Consider the following 18,949-nt stretch of genomic DNA (forward strand, 5'->3'; position numbering starts at 1 on the left):
ATAGTCTATGATATGAATGATTTGAATGTAGGAATATACCTATGAGTGCTGTATCTGCGCAAAATAACCGTCGAAAAAATACATTTCTTAGCGATACGCTTATGTTTCGTATTGCCTCTACTTTGCCTAAGTTTTTGTTAGCGAGTTTTGAAGAAATAGGGGATTTTGCGGCGAGTCGAGAAGCATGGAAACTTTCTTGCTTAGCGAATCATTATAAGCCTTTATTATGCTATAATGATGAATGGGGGCAGCCAACGGAAAAATTAGAGATCCATTCTTCCTATCAAGCTCTTCAACAATATTCTAGACAAGCAGGTTTGGTTACCTCGCTTTGGGAAAATACGAGCTCAGAAAATGGAGTCCGCTATCAAGCGCGTGCGATTCGTTTAGCTTTATCTGCTGGTTTAGAAACAGGACATTTGAATGAAGTTACTATAACGAGTGCAGCTATTGCTGTTTTAATTAGTGATATTGAGCTCTTCAAAAAATGGCAAAATGTACTTTTATCACGCCAATATGATTCCTCGTCAAAACCTATTCATCATAAAAAGGCTGCTTCTCTAACTTATGCATTTGACGATATTGAAAAATACGCTTTTAATTTTCCAAGTGTTAAGAAAATTTCTTTCGATGAAAGTATGGAACGTGATCTATATCGTTTAAATGTTGTAAAAACCAATGTTATTAATCCTACCGCTGACGGATATCTTGTTAGTGCAGATTTAAATGGTCATTTAAGTTGTTTTTTTATTCCACGTATACAAGAAAATGGCGCATTAAATGGATTTATATCAATTCGTCATTTAATTCAGCGTTCTGGAGAACTTTTAACACCAGAGGGGGTTGTTGATTTCCAAGGCAGTTATGGTTGGCTTTTGGGAAATGCCGGAGAAGGGCTTAAAGTTATTAAAGATATCGAGACAATGATGCGTTTCGATCAATCGGTCATATCGGCAGGTGTTTTACGAGCGGCTCTTCAATTTGGCATAGATTTTTTCCGGAAAAAAATGCCCAATCAGCCTTTACCACCACTGACAGAACGTATTTTTGCAGATATTGCATTAGATATTGCTGCTTCACAAGCATTGGTTTTGCGTTTAGCGAAAGCATTTGATAATGCAGCAAATGACCGTTCTGAAGCAGCCTTTGCCCGCATTATGACACCTATTATTGCTTATCATGTAAGTCAATTGGTTGTACCTATTATTGGCGAAATTATTGCACAACTTGGTATTGAAAGTTTTATAGAGAATAATCCATTATCACAAATGTTGCATAATGGGCCTGCGCGAATTGTGAGAAATAGTTCTGCTAATCAATTGGTAAAGGATGCCATTCTTATTGCTGAAAAAGCACCGGGATTGTTTCAGAAATTGTTAGAAAAAATTGCTCTTGATATTGGACCAGCGGGACCACGAGCAATTGAAATTATTAAGTCAGCAGGTGATATGGCATCAGCAAATGAAGGTGCAGGAAGGTTTTTTGTTGAACAGGTAGCCTATGCAGCAGCAGCAGCAGCATTACGTTCTACAGACATAGAACATGTTGCAAATGCCTATATGGAAAGCCGCCTTGGGGGACAATGGAGATCTTCTTATGGGATGCTTATTGCACGATATAATGCAGGGCATTTGCTCAATGTCCTCTATCCTTCTATATGATGAAAGTTTTGAATTCTATTAAGAGCACCTTGCAATATAAAAGCGGCGGCTGCCGAATCAATTCGGCTTGCTCTTTTAGCGCGCGATACATTCATTTCTAGAAGAGAACGTTCTGCAGCAATTGTTGATAAACGTTCGTCCCAAAAAACAAATGGAATTTTTGTATAAGCTTTCATATTGCTCACAAAAGCTCTGGTTGCTTGAACACGAGAGCCGCTGCTTCCATTCATGTTAAGGGGTAAGCCAATGATAATAACGCCTACGTTTTCACGGTCAAAAATTTTAATAAGTGTGTAAGCATCTTCTGTAAATTTTTTTCTCTGTAGTACAGGACGCGGATTTGAGACAGTCAGCCCCATATCAGAAATCGCAATTCCGATAGTTTTTGTCCCTAAATCTAAGCCTGCTATTGTTTGTCTAGGCAAAAGATGTGTTATAACTTCATCTATATTAATAACAGTCATAAGGGTATAATACGTTTTTAAATGTTTCAGATCTATAGTTATATTCTTCATTCATGTTATCTAATATTCTTGCACTTACAAGTGCAGCCTTGTATAGCCAGAATAAAGATCAATAAATAAACAAAAAAGCAGAAAGGCGTAAAGAGTATGTCTGTTGATCAAGAGACAGTCAAGCGAATCGCACATTTAGCAAGGATTGCCCTCCACGATGATGAGATAGAACCTGTGACAAAAAAGTTCAATGCTATTTTAGGTTTTGTTGAGCAATTGAATGAAGTTGATGTCAGTGGAGTTGAGCCATTAATATCTGTGATACCGATGACTTTACGAATGCGTGAAGATAGTGTTACAGATGGCGATAAAGCAGCAGATATTGTAGCCAATGCCCCTGTTACAGAAGAAAATTTTTTTCTTGTCTCAAAAATTGTTGAGTAACTTTTTATATTTTTAAAATTTGAGAACCAATATGACTGAATTAACAAACCTCACAATTGCGCAAGCTCGTGATGCTCTAACAAAGAAAAATCTCAAAGCAACAGAATTAACGGAAGCTTATTTACAAGCAATAGAATCAGCTAATCCAATTTTGAATGCTTATGTAACAATAACAGCAGAACAAGCAATGAAAATGGCTGCTGAATCAGATAGTCGCTTAGCGAGAGGGCAGGGAGGACTTTTAGAGGGAATCCCCTTGGGGATTAAAGATCTTTTTGCAACCTATGGCGTTCATACTCAAGCCTGTTCACATATCCTTGATGGTTTTAAACCGCACTATGAATCAACTGTTACGGCTAATTTATGGCACGACGGTGCTGTGATGTTAGGAAAACTTAATATGGATGAGTTTGCTATGGGCTCATCCAACGAAACATCATATTATGGTCCCGTTATTAGTCCATGGAGAAAAAAAGGCTCGAATGAAAAACTCGTACCCGGTGGTTCTTCAGGAGGATCTGCTGCCGCTGTTGCTGCACAAATTTGTGCTGGTGCAACTGCAACTGATACAGGTGGCTCAATACGTCAACCAGCAGCTTTTACTGGAACTGTAGGAATAAAGCCAACTTATGGACGTTGTTCACGGTGGGGAATTGTTGCATTTGCTTCATCCCTTGATCAAGCTGGACCTGTTGCCAGAGATGTTCGTGATTGCGCTATCTTACTAAGATCAATGGCCTCTTTTGATGAAAAAGATTCTACTTCCGTGAATTTACCAGTTCCTGATTATGAAAGTTATCTTGGTCAATCAATCAAAGGAATGAAAATCGGTATTCCAAAAGAATATCATATGGATGGAATGTCTCCAGAAATTATTGAGCTTTGGCAAAAAGGAATAAATTGGTTAAAAGAAGCAGGTGCTGAGATTAAGGATATTTCTTTGCCCCATACAAAATATGCTCTACCTTCTTATTACATTATAGCTCCTGCAGAAGCCTCTTCTAATTTAGCACGTTATGATGGTGTGCGTTTTGGTTTGCGCGTGCCTGGAAAAGACATCATTGAGATGTATGAAAATACGCGTTCTGTTGGTTTTGGTAATGAAGTTAAGCGGCGTATTTTGGTTGGGACTTATGTCCTTTCATCTGGTTATTATGATGCCTGTTACTTAAAAGCTCAAAAAGTAAGAACACTCGTAAAACGTGATTTTGATCAATGTTTTGCTTCAGGCATTGATGCTATTTTGACACCCGCAACACCAACACCTGCTTTTGGTATTTCTGATGAAAAAATAAAAAATGATGCTGTAGCAATGTATCTTAATGATATTTTTACTGTGCCAGTTAATATGGCTGGTTTACCAGGAATTTCTGTTCCCGCTGGTTTATCATCAAATGGTTTACCTTTAGGATTGCAATTGATTGGTAAACCTTTTGCTGAAGAAGTCATTTTTCAGATAGCGCACATTATTGAACAAGAAGCAGGGATATTCAGTGCAGAAAAATGGTGGATGTAATAATAAAAAATTCACAAAGGAGCATTTCTCATCCTTAATGAGAAATGCTCCTTTGAAAGGTGGAGGGATGAACTCTATTTCCTCAATTCGTAGTCTTTATCCACCAAGATAGGCTTCTTTAACACGCGAATCAGAGAGCATAGTTTTACCTTCACCGTGAAATAAAATATGTCCTACCTCTAAAATATAAGCATAGTCAGCGATAGAAAGCGCAGCAAATGCATTTTGTTCAATAAGAAGAACAGTTTTTCCCATATCATTAATTTTCCGAATAATCGAAAAAATTTCTCGAACGAGAAGTGGTGCTAACCCCAACGAGGGTTCATCTAATATTACCATATCAGGGTTGCTCATGAGTGCACGGCCCACAGCAACCATCTGTTGTTCACCACCTGACATTGTTCCTCCCAACTGTTTTGCTCTTTCACGTAGACGCGGAAAAAGATCAAGTATCCATTCAATATCACGGGAAATTCCCTGCTTATCGTGACGAATATAAGCGCCTAGATGAAGATTCTCTAAAACAGTGAGATGGGGCATAATACGTCGTCCTTCAGGGCTTAGAGCAATCCCTAATCGTAAAATCTCTTCTGGTGATTTTTTAATAATTGATTCACCATTATAGGTAATTTTTCCATAAACAGAGCGATTAAGTCCTGTAATAGAACGTACAATACTGCTTTTTCCTGCACCATTGGCTCCAATTAAAGTGACAATACTGCCCCGCTTTATGGACATAGAAAGATTTTGAACAGCTTTAATGGCGCCATAATGAACGTTAAGATTTTTTATTTTAAGAATATCCATAAACATCTCCGCCAAGATAAGCTTCAATAACTTTAGGGTTATTACGAATTTCATCTGGTGTGCCATTGGCAATGCAACAGCCATATTCCATAACCAAAATATGTTGGCAAAGCCCCATAACCACTTTCATATCGTGCTCAATAAGAAGAATTGTAAGATCAAAGTCTTTTTGCACTTTTTCTATGAATTTTCTAAGATCTTCACTTTCTTGTGGATTCATGCCAGCAACAGGCTCATCAAGAAGAAGCAATTTTGGCTTTGTGGCTAACGCGCGTGCAATTTCTAAACGTCGTTGCACACCATAAGGTAAAGCCGTTGCCGATTGATTGGCAAGGTGATCAAGTTGTAGCTGTTCAAGGAGCTCTAAGGAATTTTTATAAATCTCCTTCTTTTCTTTCATTGCTTTTGAAAAAAATAGAGCTGAAGAAAACCAAGGATATTTTTGTCGAACATGTGCTCCTACCATAACATTCTGCAAAACCGTTAACCCTGAGAAAAGACGAATATTTTGAAATGTTCTGGCAATATGGCGTCTACAGATAATATAAGGAGACGCTCCAGAAATTTTTTGCTCATCAAAAAGAATGATGCCGCTTGTAGGAGCATAAAAACCAGAAATTATATTGAAAACTGTTGTTTTTCCAGCACCATTGGGACCAATTAATCCAGTAATACTTCCTCGTTTAATTGCCATATTAACATTATTTACAGCAACTAATCCGCCAAAACGCATTACAATATTATTGAGTGAAAGGATGGTGTCGTTCATAGCTTTCCCTCAGTATTAGAAAGCTTTTTGCGTGTCAAAAAGCTATAAATTCCATTCCATGAGAATTCTCGTTGTCCCATCAACCCTTTTCTCCAAAACAAGATAATTACCAGCAATAAAAGAGAAAAAACAACCATACGAAGTCCTGGGGTTTCTGGAATATGTATAAAACCTAAGTCAAATGGACTTTCAATAATACGAAGCCATTCAAGCATGACTGTAATAATAATGCTGCCAATAATGCTCCCTGTAATTGAACCGAGACCACCAGCAACAACAATCATTAAAATATTAAAAGTCAGAAGAAAATTAAACATTTTTGGATCAATGGTTGAAATAAGAGCCGCCATTAATGCGCCACCTATACCTGCAAAAAACGCTCCAACAGTAAAAGAAAAACTACGGTAGAAAAAAGCGTTAATTCCCATAGTTTTCGCAGCTATTTCATCATCACGAATAGCACGTAATACGTTACCAGTATTGCTTCGCAGTAAGAGGACACTAAAAAGAACTGTAAACGCTAGCCAACCATAGTTCCACCATAATGTTGCGTCTTGAGGTATTCCTTTTATTCCCAAAGAGCCATTTGTGAGCGATGTTGCGTTTGTAATGACAATGCGAATAATTTCCGCAAAACCTAATGTTGCAATTCCAAGATAATCGCCACCAAGACGCAGTATTGGTAAAGCAATCAATAAACCTACAACTGCAGCACACAAACCACTGACAACAACAGCGATAAAAAAAGGTAACTGTAAATGATATAATGGTTCAGCAATAGGCTCAAGAATCCACATCATTTCTTTTTGCTCAGGGGAAAGAAGTAAAATTGCGCAAACATAAGCACCAATAGCCATAAATCCAGCATGTCCAAGAGAAAACATACCTGTGAAACCGTAAATCAAATTAAGCGAAATTGCCAATATTGCATTAATAGCAATCAGATTTATGATACGAAGCGTATAGTCATTAAAATGGCTATCAGCATAAAATAAAAAACCTATGAGAACTAAAACACTTATACACGATAAAACAGTTGTCGCTGACTTTGTCATTAGATTTTCTCCTGATTTCTTTTACCCATTAATCCTGTGGGCAATATCAATAGAATCAGAATCAATAAAATGAAAGCAAAGGCATCTCGATATCCAGATAGCGCGGGAAAAAATGCGATAATCATAATTTCAATAAACCCTAATAACAATCCTCCCAACATTGCTCCTGGTATCGAACCAATACCTCCGATAACAGCAGCGATAAATGCTTTGAGACCAGGAAGAACACCCATATAAGGCTGAATTTGAGGATAACGTAAAGACCACATAATGCCTGCTATGGCGGCAAGAGCTGAGCCTATTCCAAATGTAAACGCAATAACTTTATTGACAGACACACCCATCAAACGTGTTGTTTCAATATCATGGGAGATTGCGCGCATAGCAAGACCCGGTTTTGTTTTATGGATAATCCATAACAGTAATAAAATAAGAATTAATGACACAACGGGAACGATCAGAGACATGGGAGCAATTCTGATGATACCATCTGCTCCTGATCCTAGATGCCATAAAAATGGCGTTACAAGAAAATCTGGTTGTTGTACACCTTTCGGAACACCACTAAAGAGTACAGTAGCAAGATTTTCAATAAAAAAAGAAACACCGATTGCACCGATAAGTCCCGAAATACGCGGAGCATGGCGTAGAGGTTTATAAGCAAATTGATCAACAGCAACACCCACAGCACTTGTAATAAAAATGGAAAAACAAAGAGCTAAAACCCAAATCGGTGTAAAATCTTGTGGGGAAATTTTTAAATAATAAACAAATCCTAGCGCAAGGATTAAGAAAGCACCAATCCAATAAATTGGAGGACGCCTTTTAAAGCCTATAAAGACCGAATAATAAACAAGAGCAGCAAGGAACAAAAGAAGAAAAGCCGCCCAAGCAGGCATAAAACCAATTGTGGAAAAGAAAACAAAATATGCTCCCAGCATAAAGATATCACCGTGAGCAAAATTAATGAGCCTCAGTATACCGTAGACCATGGTGTAGCCAATAGCAATAAGCCCATAAAGAGATCCCAATGCCAGTGCATTAAAAAAGTACTGGATGAACATTTCAGTGCTCATCTCTCATCCTTCCACATTTGTTAATTTACATAGGACAATAAGAAATTTCCAAGTTTTTGGTTGAGAAAAAGATCCTCAACCAATTCTTGTATTTTAATAAGTAAAACTTTTTAATTAAAAAGCAGGTTTAACTTCTTCTAAATAAACACGTTTTCCATCCTGTATTTTAATGATACCAATAGGAATTTTAGGGTTATGATTTTTATCCATTGACATATCTCCAAAGGGGGTAGGGAAATCTTTTAATTCGCTAAGTGCGATAGTAATTTTTTCACGATCAGTGCTACCAGCATTTTCAATAGCCTTCATGAACATCATATAACTCGTGTATCCCAAAACAGAATTGATATTTGGCTCTTTGTCAGGGTAGGCTTCTTTCCATTCTTTTGTGAATTCTTGCGCAGCTACTGACATATTTGGCATATCCTCACTGTAGGGAAGTGTCGTATGTAAGAAACCTTCTGCAGCTTTTCCTGCAATCGTAATGGTTTCTGGATTATCCATAGCATCTCCACCCATAATTTGAAACCTCGCCCCTAATTCTCGTGCTTGTTTCATGATGATAGCACCTTCAGAAAAGTAAGATGGGATGAATAAGATATCAGGTTTCTGAGCGATAATTTGCGTGAGAACAGCTGAAAAGTCCTGATCTCCAGAATTATAATTTAAATTTGAGATAACTTCACCACCTAATTTTTTGAAAGCACGCGTAAAATAGCTTGCAAGACCAATGGCATAATCGCTTGAAATATCTTTAAGGATAGCAGCCTTTTTTGCGTGCAAAGTTTGGCTTACATAAGTTGCGATTCCTACCCCTTGATAGGAATCAATAAAGCAAGCACGGAAGTAATATTTTTTACCCTGTGTAACAAGGGGGCTTGTTGAGGACGTTGCAATGGTTGGAGTCTTTGCTTTTTCAGATATTTCACCACCTGCTAACGAGAGCGAAGAACCATAGCTACCAATGATTCCACTTACTTTTTCACTTGCTGTTAAACGCATAACAGCATTAGCTGCTTCTACCTTATCAGACTTATTATCAATAATAACAAGTTCCACTTTACGTCCTAAAATTTCTGGAACTTTTTTATGGGCTAATTCTATACCTCTAATTTCAAGCTGACCTCCAAATGCATTTTGACCACTTAATGGAAGATAAACTCCAATCTTAATAGGTTCACTCGCATAAACATTTGCTGTAAATGCCATAAATGCTGCGATTGTCGTAAGGATTTTCTTCAATTGCATTGCGCATTTTCCTTAATTGAATTGTCGTTTTTTCACCTTATATTGAACTTCTTCATCATGCAAGTTACACATTAATCAAAATATCATTATGTAAAAAAACTTTTATATGAGCTCTTTTGTAGGGCACTCCTTGTACGGTATGTAAAGTGTACAATCAAATAGTTTTGTAAATATTCATGTTGATATTCTCTGACATTAACATAGAAGATACGACAATATGGGGAAATCTTATCTTGGGGCTTGCTTGTTGATACAAGAGCAATGTTTACTTAAACCTAGAGAATCAATATCGTACAATTTATAAGCTACAGGATCACGTTATTATGACGAGTAAGGATGCATTAAAGGATTGTTCCCCATCTGAGGATAATATAGGTGCTTGTGGGGAGATTATCGAAATCAGTGGTGTCATTAAGTGGTTTGATGGTAGTAAGGGGTATGGATTTATTGTACCTGATTTACCTCATTTTCCCGATATATTATTGCATGTTACGGTAATGCGAAGGGATGGTTTTCAAACAGCTTTGGAGGGAGCTAAAGTTATTTGTGCTGTGGAAAAAACTGAACGAGGATTAAAGTGCGTTCAGGTGAAATCTATAGATTGTTCTTCAGCAATTCATCCATCAGAAGTTCCTGCGCGTACCCATGTTGTTGTTACTCCAGAAAGTGGACTAGAACGTGCAATTGTTAAATGGTTTAATCGTGACAAAGGTTTCGGTTTTCTTAGCCGTGGGCAAGGAACAGAAGATATTTTTATTCATATGGAAACGTTGCGCCGTTTTGGTTTAGCAGAGCTTCGTTCTGGCCAGGTTGTTCTTGTACGTTTTGGTAAAGGAGAAAAAGGTTTAATGACAGCAGAGATTTATCCGGATATCGGCATTCCTTTTGCTACGCATTGAATTTCACGAGTGAAAACAGTATGTTTTCTATGTTTTTAAAGATAGTTATTTCGTAAATTGCTATAGAGGTAGATTTTTAAAGAAAATATGGCTCTAGTGAACCCATAAACCAAATAGAGAAAATTGCGATATCACGCTGAAAGAAACTAGAAAGCAACAAGGAAGCAAATCTCTTATTTTTTGGCTTTTAAACTCTAGTACTTTTTATTTTAGAAACAAAATTTAAAATTTTTCTATGGTGGAGACAAGAATGTTAAAGCTTTTTAAAAAGAGGCATATTGTTTTATTGGTGATGCTTTTTATGTTAGATATGCGTGTTGTTGTGGCAAAAAAGCCCATAGAGATTTCTGTGCATCCGATTCCTTTAGAAATACATACAAAGCAAGGTACGGTTTTTTATAAGGTAGAGATTGCTTTTACGCCATCTCAAGCAGCGGCTGGGTTAATGTATCGAACTGATTTTCCACGCGATCGTGCAATGCTCTTTAAGCAGCTAAAAAGTTCTCAACCGGGAGATGAACAGAGAATTTTTATGTGGATGGCAAATACGCCTTTACCTTTAGATATGATTTTCTTAAACTCCGAGGGAATTATTGTATCGATTGTTGAAAACACCTCTCCATTTTCAACAAATACCATTTCATCAGAAGTTCCTGCAGCTTTTGCACTTGAGATTAATGCTGGTGAAGTTTCTGAAAAAAAGATACAAAAAGGGCAACGTGTTATTCATCCTGTACTTTGTGGAAAGTGCAATAAAAAATGACCGCTGAAGATATTCGTTTTTTTGAATATAATGGTTTGCGATTTGCTTATCGAGAAGAAGGGCAGGGGGCGCCTATTTTGTTGATCCATGGTTTTGGATCTTCTGCACGGGTGAATTGGTATGCAACGGGTTGGTTTCGTATTCTCACTGAAGCAGGATATCGTGTTATTGCTCTTGATAATCGCGGTCACGGAGATTCAGTTAAAAGTTATGATCCTGTCTTTTATACGCCTCAAGCTATGGCTGGCGACGCAATAAAGTTACTACAGCATTTAGAGTTATCTAAAGCCCATGTTATGGGATATTCTATGGGGGCTCGTATTAGTGCGTTCATGGCTCTTTTGCATCCAACATATGTACACAGTGTTATTTTTGGCGGTTTAGGTATTGGTATGGTAACGGGAGCAGGAAATTGGGAGCCTGTTGCTGAGGCCCTTTTAGCAGAAGATATTTCTACCATTACTAATACGCGTGGTTTAATGTTCCGTAAATTTGCCGATCAAACGAAAAGCGATAGGCGTGCTCTTGCTGCTTGTATTATTACATCAAAACAGGAGTTAACGGCGTCTGAAGTTTACAAAATTGAACAACCTGCACTTGTTGCCGTTGGTTCATTAGATGAAATCGGCGGTGCTGCAGAGCCATTAGCAGCTTTATTGCCTTGTGGTGAAGCTTTATCAATTCCTGGTCGAGATCATATGCTTGCTGTAGGCGATAAAGTTTATAAAAAAGGCGTTATAGATTTTCTTTCTCGTTATCCTATAAGATAAGCATTCTTCATAGGTTTTAGCATTTACAAAAATACTCAGTATTTTTATCTCGTATAAATTGAAAAAACCTTATTTAAAAATTTTTCTGTTGTGACATAAGTTTTTATAAAAAATGAAAAGAAAAATAAACTCTTATTTGCTTATTTTGTATATTTTTTAGAGATGTAATTCTTCTAAGATTAAATAATTATACTTTAAAAGTTATTAAAAGAAATATTTTTGAATGTTGTAATAATTATTGTTATTTATATTTTTTATAAAAGGAATAAAATTATAAATTATTGATCAATTTATTCTTACGAATATGCATTCTAAATACAGATGCTAAAATTGGAGATAAAGTAAAATTATTAAAAATATACAGTTTTTTTGCCATTTTTTAATCTATACGGGTATATTTAATAATGATAGATTCTTTTTGTAGAAGTTCTTTATGAATATATAAAGAACGTTGTAAATATATGTAACATTAAGTAAATATTCAGATTATGCTTTTTTACTGACTTTACAGAATCATAAGAATGTCTTATTTGCGCGACACGCAATTATTTTAATCGTTTCAAAAAAACAGGAGAGCATAGTGAATGCTGATGAAATAAAAAAACTTGATAATTATTTAAAAAATATATTCCAAAACTCAGCATTGCAAGTCAGAGCGCGGCCTAAAAAGAGTGATTCTTGTGAGGTTTATATGGGAGATGAGTTTTTAGGCATTATCTATCGAGATGAAGATGAAGATGAGCTCTCCTATAATTTCTCAATGGCTATATTAGATATTGATTTAGAAAATTGATTCGTTATTCACAGTTGAATGAAGTCTTTTTTATCCTATAAGATTTATATAAGTTTTAACGCTTTAAAGCTCGTATGGTTATTTCGTGCAATAATAAGGTGGTCATGGATAATAATACCTAATGCATTTGCTGCATCCTTTAATCGATATGTCATTGTTATATCTGCATCAGAGGGGGTGGAATCGCCAGAAGGGTGATTGTGGACTAAGATAAGTCCTGATGCAGATAACTCTAAAGCTCGAGAAATAACTTCACGAGGATAAACAGGGGTATGATCAATGGTTCCAGTTTGTTGCACCTCATCAGCAAGTAAGCCGTTTTTCTTATCAAGAAACAAAATACGAAATTGTTCACGTGTTTCGTGAGCCATAACAGCTTTACAATAAGCTAACACTTTATCCCATGATGAAAAAATATTGCGTTTAAACAATTGCGCACGAGCAAGACGTCCAGCAACATCTGAAATAATTTTTAAATCAATTGCAGTGGCGGGACCACATCCTGGAATTTCTTGAAGTCGGTGAATATCCGCTCCCAACACATCAGCTAATGAACCAAAGCGCGCTATCAAATTTTTAGCTATGGGTTTTGTGTTTGCACGGGGTATTGTGCGAAAAAGCAATAATTCAAGATATTCATAGTCTTCAATTGCATTTCCTTTTGACTTTAAATAGCGCTTCCGAAGACGCTCACGATGTCCTTGATAATGTTTATGAAGCTGTGCGTTTTTCTGAGGCTCTTCACTTTTTCTTTCTGATACTGGGGTAAGTGGAGAACTCGATGTTAATGCAAAGTGATCACTTTGAGTATCTTCCTTTTGATTTAATTTTTTAGCCATAACATCTCTACATTGCGTTAGATATGCGAATTTGGAATATAAAAAATATTTTTAGGAGATTGTGTAAATATTTCATATCCTTCATTTGTGACACCAATTGTATGTTCATATTGTGCTGTCAGAGAGCGGTCACGGGTAACAGCAGTCCAACCGTCAGATAAAACCTTAACTTGTGGTTTACCAAGGTTAATCATAGGCTCAATTGTAAACATCATACCTTGTTTTAATTCTATTCCTTCTCCAGGGTTTCCATAATGGAGGATATTGGGAGCATCATGGAAAAGCTGGCCGATACCATGTCCGCAAAAGTCTCTCACAATTGAACAGCGTTCAGATTCTGCATACTGTTGAATGGCTGCCCCAATATCACCTGTCGTTGCTCCAGGCTTAACGACAGCGATTCCTTTCATAAGACTTTCATAGGTTATTTTTAGCAAGCGTTCTGCTGCACGTCTAATTTTTCCAACAGGATACATTCGGCTTGAATCTCCATGCCAACCATCAAGGATAAAAGTTACATCAACATTTACAATATCGCCTTCTTGCAAAGGTCTTTTATTGGGGATACCATGACAGACAACGTGATTGATAGATGTGCAGCATGAATGGCTGTATCCATGATAATTTAGATCAGCAGGAAGTGCTCCTCTCTTAGCACCAAAAATGAATACAAAATCATCAATTTCTTGCGTAGTAACACCCGGCTTAATAATATCCATAAGCGCATCAAGGCATTCTGCAGCAATACGACCAACTTCACGCATTTTAGTAAAAGCATAATCATCGAAAATGCGGATTTTTCCATTAAACTTTAAAGGGATTTTATTATATTCGATATACTCAGTCATTGTTTCTTCTATTTTCTATTGTTACTCTCTGAATCGGAAAAATGCCTTCTACACTTACATGACACTTTACAGCATAACATTCTACTCCTGATTTTAATGCTAAATCAAACTTACGTCCATAGAGTGGGTCAAGATCATGACAGATTGCAAAAGCTGCGCAATCTTCTCGTTGAATAATATAAAGCATAGCAGCTCGTTTTCCTTGTTGTACAACTCCTATGAGCTCATCAAGGTGACGTGCACCACGTTTTGTTTCGCTATCAGGAAATTCTGCTAATCCTTTTTGACGAATAAAATGAACATTTTTGACTTCTAGGTAACAATCAGGAAGAATGTCATCACGTAAAAGAAAGTCAATTCGTGATTGTGTCCCATAGCGTTGTTCTTTTAAAACTGTTTTATATCCACTTAATTCTGGTAGTAATCCGTTTTGAATTGCTTCTAACGCAAGTTTATTGGGTAAGGCAGTATTAATGCCAACCAACGTATTATCGGCTTCAATAATTTCTAATTGATAGGCATATTTTCGTTTGATGTTGTTATGATATGAAAGCCAAATATTGGAGTTGAAAGCTGTTAATCCAAGCATTGATCCTGTATTAGGTACAGATACGGTGAGGACATGCTGACCATCTTGTTGAACATCCGCAAGGAAACGTTTATAACGACGGATAAGCTTTGCAGGAAAAAGTTTGGAAATAAAGTGCATATCTTTTTTTAGGATTTATGATTTCATAATTCAACTGAGATTACGATTTTTAGGGGCTATTCCCTATTAAAAAGATAAAATTGGTGTAAAAAACGCCACGGTATCTTATATAAATTGTTATAAATTCCATTGTTCACTTTAATGGCTTTTAAAATTTATTATCTTTGAGAGAAAAGATAGATTATCTATAATTTATTATTAAACAGCATTAGAGTACTGTGAAGAAGGTTTCGTAAAAATAGTGGAGATGGAGATAGTTTAAGTGAAACTGGGTAAGATTGATGGCTGGAACGAATAAGAATCGTGAAAATTTAACAAATGGTCCCATTATTATTTTAGTTGAACCACAGCTTCCTGAAAACATTGGTATGGTCGCAAGGGCAATGGCGAATTTTGGGCTTTCTAAGCTTCGGTTAGTCAAACCTCGAGAAATATTTCCAAATGAAAAAGCTATAGCTGCTGCAAGTAAAGCTGATCATGTCATTAACAACACTGTGATTTTTAATACATTGCGTGATTCAATTGCAGATTTACACTATGTTTTTGCCACAACAGCACGTGAAAGATGTGGATTTAAAACTGTAAAAAGTGCTGTCGAAGCAGCAAGCGTATTACGTCAACGTGAAAGTATCGGACATAAGACAGGTATTGTCTTTGGAAGAGAGAGATGGGGATTAGAAAATGATGAAATCAGCCTTGTTGATGAAATTATTACTTTTCCAGTTAATCCTGCTTTTGCGTCACTTAATATTGCACAAGCGGTTCTTTTAATGTCTTACGAATGGATGAAAACAGGTCTAGAGAATGTCAGCGATACGGCATTTCGTGCCGCAGAGATGGAACCTGCAAATAAAACAGTATTTCATGGTTTTTTATCTCAGTTAGAAGAGGCTTTGAATATCCGTGGGTATTTTAGACCCCTTGAGCGCAAAGAAGTCATGCTTGCAAATTTGCGCTCTGTTTTTACGCGCGCTAACTTTAGTGAACCTGAGGTTCGTTTATTGCGAGGCATTATATCTTCGTTGGATCATTTTTCGCCACAATATCCACGGGGGAGTAGAGCACCTGAAGAACGTGATCGTAAAAAAAATAAAAATAAGTGTGAAAACTAATGGATGAACGACCTGTTCTTTTTTTTGATAGCGGTATTGGTGGTTTAACAGTGTTCAGGGAAGCGCGCATTCTTATCTCTGAAATGCAATTTATCTATGTTGCTGATGATGCAGGATTTCCTTATGGAAATTGGAAAGAAAATATTTTGAAAGAGCGTATTTTGAAGATTTTTACAAATCTTTTAACACGCTACAATCCAGCCTTATGTGTGATTGCTTGCAACACCGTTTCTACACTGATGATGGAAGATTTACGACAGAATTTTCCTCATGTCCCTTTTGTCGGAACAGTTCCTGCAATTAAATCAGCTGCTGAACAAACAAAATCTGGGTTTATTTCCGTATTAGCTACTCCTGGAACAGTTAAACGTGCCTATACAAACGAATTAATTAACTCTTTTGCTGGACAGTGTCATGTTCAGCTTGTGGGAAGTAAAAAGCTGGCTGGATTTGCTGAAGATTTTTTACGGGGAAAATCTATCGATACAGAAGAGTTAAAAAAAGAAATCCTGCCATGTTTTGTGGAAAAAAATGGACAATATACTGATGTTATTGTTTTAGCCTGCACACATTATCCTTTTTTGATTAACTTCTTTCGTAAACATGCTTTATGGTCCGTTGAGTGGATTGATCCAGCGAAAGCCATCGCCAAGCATATCAGCTCATTATTACCATTGTCGGGAAAAAAACACCATCAATATATAAAGAAATATCAAGATTTTGCGTTGTTGACATCGAAAAATATCACTTCTTTAACGGAAAATTTGTTTAAAGGATTTGGCTTAAAACTCATGAAAGGAGTTGACTTTGGATTACGAGATCAATAATGATGATCTAGCTGTTTTTTTAAGAAAATAGCATTAATTGACGTGTCCCGTGGATAACTTTGCATGTTGATATGTTAAGGTATTCTGTCAGTCTTTAGTATTTAAAGGCAGAGGAGGGCGCGTTTCCTTGGGGTCTTAAGATCTCGTTTTTTATTTTATAAGGAAATGCGATGAGTAAACGCGAAACAACAAAGTATAAAATTGACCGTCGTATGGGAGAAAATATTTGGGGTCGTCCAAAATCTCCTGTCAATCGCCGTGATTATGGTCCAGGTCAGCATGGACAGCGCCGTAAAGGAAAACTTTCTGATTATGGGGTGCAGTTGCGCGCTAAACAGAAATTGAAAGGGTTTTATGGAGATATATCAGAAAAACAATTTCATAAAACCTATGAAGAGGCTGCTCGTCGACGGGGTGATACTGGTGAAAATCTTATCGGTCTGTTAGAATCACGTTTGGATGCTGTTGTTTATCGTGCAAAATTCGTGCCTACGATTTTCGCTTCTCGCCAGTTTATCAATCACGGTCATGTTAATGTAAATGGGCGGCGCACAAATATTCAATCGTATCGTTGTAAACCAGGTGATGTTATTGAGGTTCGGGAAAAATCAAAACAACTTGTTTTAGTTTTAGAATCCGTGCAATTGGCAGAACGTGATGTCCCTGATTATATTGAAGCAGACCATAAACAGATGAAAGCAACCTTTACACGTATTCCTGCTTTTGCAGATGTTCCTTATGCTGTGCAAATGGAACCTAATTTGGTTGTTGAATTCTATTCTCGATAATTTTTCTGTAAGAAAAATTGTTTCTCTCTTCTATTATTATAATTTCAAAATATTGTGTTATTTTTATAATCTTTGAAGTTAATAAGTATTTTTTGTGAATGGTTCTATACTAAGTTTATTGCTATGTTTTATAGTCGTGAACTTATATAGTTCCATTTCTTTTTTGTGTATCTGATTTATAAATTCAAAAAACATAAATGTAAGCTTGCTTTAATATTTGTTTTTATCTTTGCAAAACGAGCTGTTACTTATGCAGGATATGGTATTATGAATGATGTTTCCATTGAATATCAGGCAATAGAAGAAAACGAAGGGAGAGATGATCTTTTAATAAGCGAAGCAGATAATTGTCATCCAATGTTTCGTGTTGCTCCTTCAAGCGTAGAATTTAATAAATTGCGCAAACGACTTTTACGTCATATGCGACAAGCTTTGGATGATTTTTCTATGCTCTCTACAGGAAAAAAATGGCTTGTTGCTTTATCCGGTGGAAAAGACTCTTATGGTTTATTAGCGCTTCTTTTAGACTTAAAGTGGCGAGGGCTTTTATCCGTTGAAATTCTTGCCTGTAATCTTGATCAAGGGCAACCAGGATTCCCTAAGCATATTCTTCCAGACTTTTTAAGTTCTTATAAAATTCCATATCGTATTGAATATCAAGATACTTATTCCATTGTTACAGATAAATTGGCAGAGTCGCAGACATATTGTTCACTTTGTTCTCGATTACGACGTGGTAATCTCTATCGTATTGCACGTGAAGAGGGATGCTCTGCATTAGTTTTAGGTCATCATCGTGATGATGTTTTAGAAACATTTTTTATGAACTTGTTTCACGGTGGCAGATTAGCTGCCATGCCTGGAAAACTTAAAAATGATGAAGGAGATCTTTTTGTATTACGTCCTCTTATTTATGCTGCTGAGGAAGATATGGAAAAATTTTCCCAAGCAATGCAATTTCCAATTATTCCTTGTAATCTTTGCGGTAGTCAAGATGGTTTACAACGTAATGCAATGAAAGAAATGCTGAAAAATATCGAAAGACAAATGCCAGGACGTAAAGATACGATGATTCGCGCTTTAACAAATATACGCCCAAGTCATTTGCTTGATAAGAGATTCTTTGATTTTAAAACGTGTTAATAAAAATTAGATAATATTTAAAAATAAACTCAAAGAGTTTAAGATAAGATACTTATTTATAATGATAATTTATTGTTTTTTAATTTAAATACCGCAAAATTGTTTTGTTTCAAATTCTCTTATATTGCATCCATAAAACACATCTGCCTGCATATCACAAAAGAAATCCTTGTATGCATCAAACACTCTTGAAAAAAGTTTCCTTTCACTAACCAATGACTGTCGCAATATGAAAAATGGGAAAATAGTACGGTTGTCGATTTGCTCTTTTGTTAAGTAAAAATGGTTAACCTTGTGGATTTTATTTTATTCTGTTACGCCGCCGTCACCGTCATTTAAGGCATTAAGCTAAGAGAATATGTAACCGCTTGATATTTTGGGAGTGTATAGAAAACATTCAGGGGAAGGATTGCTCGTAAATTCTCAT

At 36.4% G+C, this 18,949-nt stretch carries 19 protein-coding genes and 1 pseudogene; 11 read left to right on the forward strand and 9 right to left on the reverse strand.

From position 1 onward, the window contains the following. The first annotated feature begins 41 nt into the window (after positions 1–41). Positions 42–1,661 carry an acyl-CoA dehydrogenase family protein gene (locus ACFIK6_RS04835; RefSeq protein WP_375677426.1) on the forward strand — a complete coding sequence of 540 codons (1,620 nt, stop codon included), beginning with the start codon at positions 42–44 and terminating at the stop codon, positions 1,659–1,661. Here the strand turns inward: ACFIK6_RS04835 and ruvX are convergent. Further along, on the reverse strand, positions 1,646–2,125 hold the full coding sequence (gene ruvX / locus ACFIK6_RS04840; protein WP_375677438.1) for a Holliday junction resolvase RuvX: 480 nt from the start codon (positions 2,123–2,125) through the stop codon (positions 1,646–1,648). The genes ACFIK6_RS04835 and ruvX overlap by 16 nt on opposite strands. A 147-nt stretch (positions 2,126–2,272) precedes the next feature. Between ruvX and gatC the strand changes: the two genes are divergently transcribed. Both gatC and gatA read left to right on the forward strand, forming a co-directional pair. After that, a complete protein-coding gene (gene gatC / locus ACFIK6_RS04845; RefSeq protein WP_375677427.1) occupies positions 2,273–2,560 on the forward strand; it encodes an Asp-tRNA(Asn)/Glu-tRNA(Gln) amidotransferase subunit GatC in 288 nt (95 codons plus the stop codon). A gap of 31 nt (positions 2,561–2,591) precedes the next feature. Continuing rightward, complete coding sequence (gatA, locus tag ACFIK6_RS04850; RefSeq protein WP_375642049.1) at positions 2,592–4,076, forward strand: Asp-tRNA(Asn)/Glu-tRNA(Gln) amidotransferase subunit GatA; 1,485 nt, start codon at positions 2,592–2,594, stop codon at positions 4,074–4,076. A gap of 96 nt (positions 4,077–4,172) precedes the next feature. Here gatA and ACFIK6_RS04855 read toward each other — a convergent pair whose 3' ends face one another. The 5 genes from ACFIK6_RS04855 to ACFIK6_RS04875 all read right to left on the reverse strand — a co-directional run bounded on the left by ACFIK6_RS04855 (position 4,173) and on the right by ACFIK6_RS04875 (position 9,031). Further along, entirely contained in the window at positions 4,173–4,883 is a 711-nt protein-coding gene (locus tag ACFIK6_RS04855; RefSeq protein WP_375677428.1) for an ABC transporter ATP-binding protein, read from the reverse strand. Continuing rightward, positions 4,870–5,652 (reverse strand): ABC transporter ATP-binding protein, encoded by a 783-nt coding sequence (locus ACFIK6_RS04860; protein ID WP_375656719.1) that lies wholly within the window; start codon positions 5,650–5,652, stop codon positions 4,870–4,872. Before ACFIK6_RS04860 ends, ACFIK6_RS04855 begins: the two co-directional genes overlap by 14 nt. After that, positions 5,649–6,707: a branched-chain amino acid ABC transporter permease gene (locus ACFIK6_RS04865; RefSeq protein ID WP_375642046.1), complete on the reverse strand. Its 1,059-nt coding sequence runs from the start codon at positions 6,705–6,707 to the stop codon at positions 5,649–5,651. The genes ACFIK6_RS04860 and ACFIK6_RS04865 overlap by 4 nt, the downstream gene beginning before the upstream one ends. Next, a complete protein-coding gene (locus tag ACFIK6_RS04870; RefSeq protein ID WP_375642045.1) occupies positions 6,707–7,783 on the reverse strand; it encodes a branched-chain amino acid ABC transporter permease in 1,077 nt (358 codons plus the stop codon). The genes ACFIK6_RS04865 and ACFIK6_RS04870 overlap by 1 nt, the downstream gene beginning before the upstream one ends. A gap of 114 nt (positions 7,784–7,897) precedes the next feature. After that, positions 7,898–9,031 carry an ABC transporter substrate-binding protein gene (locus ACFIK6_RS04875; protein ID WP_375642044.1) on the reverse strand — a complete coding sequence of 378 codons (1,134 nt, stop codon included), beginning with the start codon at positions 9,029–9,031 and terminating at the stop codon, positions 7,898–7,900. A 323-nt stretch (positions 9,032–9,354) separates the two neighbouring features. Between ACFIK6_RS04875 and ACFIK6_RS04880 the strand changes: the two genes are divergently transcribed. The 4 genes from ACFIK6_RS04880 (at position 9,355) to ACFIK6_RS04895 (ending at position 12,256) form a co-directional block, all read left to right on the forward strand. Next, positions 9,355–9,930, forward strand: coding sequence for a cold-shock protein (locus ACFIK6_RS04880; RefSeq protein WP_375642043.1), 576 nt, complete (start codon positions 9,355–9,357; stop codon positions 9,928–9,930). A gap of 250 nt (positions 9,931–10,180) precedes the next feature. After that, positions 10,181–10,693, forward strand: a complete 513-nt coding sequence (locus ACFIK6_RS04885; RefSeq protein WP_375642042.1) for a DUF192 domain-containing protein — start codon at positions 10,181–10,183, stop codon at positions 10,691–10,693. Next, complete coding sequence (locus ACFIK6_RS04890; protein WP_375642041.1) at positions 10,690–11,463, forward strand: alpha/beta fold hydrolase; 774 nt, start codon at positions 10,690–10,692, stop codon at positions 11,461–11,463. Before ACFIK6_RS04885 ends, ACFIK6_RS04890 begins: the two co-directional genes overlap by 4 nt. Before the next feature lie 580 nt (positions 11,464–12,043). After that, positions 12,044–12,256: a DUF3126 family protein gene (locus ACFIK6_RS04895; protein ID WP_015856411.1), complete on the forward strand. Its 213-nt coding sequence runs from the start codon at positions 12,044–12,046 to the stop codon at positions 12,254–12,256. Positions 12,257–12,300: 44 nt separating this feature from the next. Here ACFIK6_RS04895 and radC read toward each other — a convergent pair whose 3' ends face one another. Genes radC through sfsA form a run of 3 tightly spaced genes read right to left on the reverse strand, consistent with a single transcriptional unit; the run spans position 12,301 to position 14,652 of the window. Next, positions 12,301–13,095, reverse strand: a complete 795-nt coding sequence (gene radC / locus ACFIK6_RS04900) for a DNA repair protein RadC (RefSeq protein WP_375642040.1) — start codon at positions 13,093–13,095, stop codon at positions 12,301–12,303. A gap of 17 nt (positions 13,096–13,112) precedes the next feature. After that, the gene (map, locus tag ACFIK6_RS04905) at positions 13,113–13,943 is read right to left on the reverse strand and encodes a type I methionyl aminopeptidase (protein ID WP_375642039.1); all 831 of its coding nucleotides are present in this window, start codon (positions 13,941–13,943) and stop codon (positions 13,113–13,115) included. After that, positions 13,936–14,652, reverse strand: coding sequence for a DNA/RNA nuclease SfsA (gene sfsA, locus ACFIK6_RS04910; protein WP_375642038.1), 717 nt, complete (start codon positions 14,650–14,652; stop codon positions 13,936–13,938). Before sfsA ends, map begins: the two co-directional genes overlap by 8 nt. Before the next feature lie 281 nt (positions 14,653–14,933). On the opposite strand from sfsA, the pseudogene ACFIK6_RS04915 reads away from it, so the two are divergent. From ACFIK6_RS04915 to ttcA, 4 genes and pseudogenes are all read left to right on the forward strand, one after another. Beyond that, a pseudogene (locus tag ACFIK6_RS04915) lies at positions 14,934–15,771 on the forward strand (RNA methyltransferase). Continuing rightward, positions 15,764–16,591 (forward strand): glutamate racemase, encoded by an 828-nt coding sequence (gene murI / locus ACFIK6_RS04920; RefSeq protein WP_375642037.1) that lies wholly within the window; start codon positions 15,764–15,766, stop codon positions 16,589–16,591. Before ACFIK6_RS04915 ends, murI begins: the two are co-directional and overlap by 8 nt. 170 nt (positions 16,592–16,761) lie before the next feature. Beyond that, positions 16,762–17,379, forward strand: a complete 618-nt coding sequence (rpsD, locus tag ACFIK6_RS04925; RefSeq protein WP_273722651.1) for a 30S ribosomal protein S4 — start codon at positions 16,762–16,764, stop codon at positions 17,377–17,379. 267 nt (positions 17,380–17,646) lie between these two features. Further along, the gene (ttcA, locus tag ACFIK6_RS04930; protein WP_375677429.1) at positions 17,647–18,522 is read left to right on the forward strand and encodes a tRNA 2-thiocytidine(32) synthetase TtcA; all 876 of its coding nucleotides are present in this window, start codon (positions 17,647–17,649) and stop codon (positions 18,520–18,522) included. Positions 18,523–18,949 lie beyond the last annotated feature (427 nt).

It is taken from the genome of Bartonella sp. AS69XJJH (genome assembly GCF_042195585.1).
Taxonomy (GTDB): Bacteria; Pseudomonadota; Alphaproteobacteria; order Rhizobiales; family Rhizobiaceae; genus Bartonella.